We start from the raw sequence: 265 nt of genomic DNA on the forward strand, positions 1-265 counted from the left end.
CCGGCGAGCTCCTTGCGGGAGAAGGCGACATACACGCCGTAGAAGAAGATCAGCAGACCGGCGGCGAAAATGTAGGAGCCGATCGACGACCAGAAATGCCACCCGGCGAAGGCATCCGGATAGTCCACATAGTGACGCGGCATGCCGGCCAGGCCGAGGAAGTGCTGCGGGAAGAACAGCAGGTTGGCGCCGAAAAAGGCGACCCAGAAGTGCAGTTTGCCGATCCAGTCCGGGATCACATAGCCGCTCATCTTCGGGAACCAGT

General features: G+C 60.8%; 1 protein-coding gene. It reads right to left on the minus strand.

Features of this window, described 5'->3' with window-relative positions:
• Nucleotides 1–251: cbb3-type cytochrome c oxidase subunit I (locus CVH10_RS21345; protein ID WP_369335947.1), on the minus strand; the 251-nt coding region annotated here is incomplete at its 3' end.
• Nucleotides 252–265 lie beyond the last annotated feature (14 nt).

The organism is Halomonas sp. ND22Bw, assembly GCF_003011945.1.
Classification (GTDB): Bacteria; Pseudomonadota; Gammaproteobacteria; order Pseudomonadales; family Halomonadaceae; genus Halomonas; species Halomonas halophila.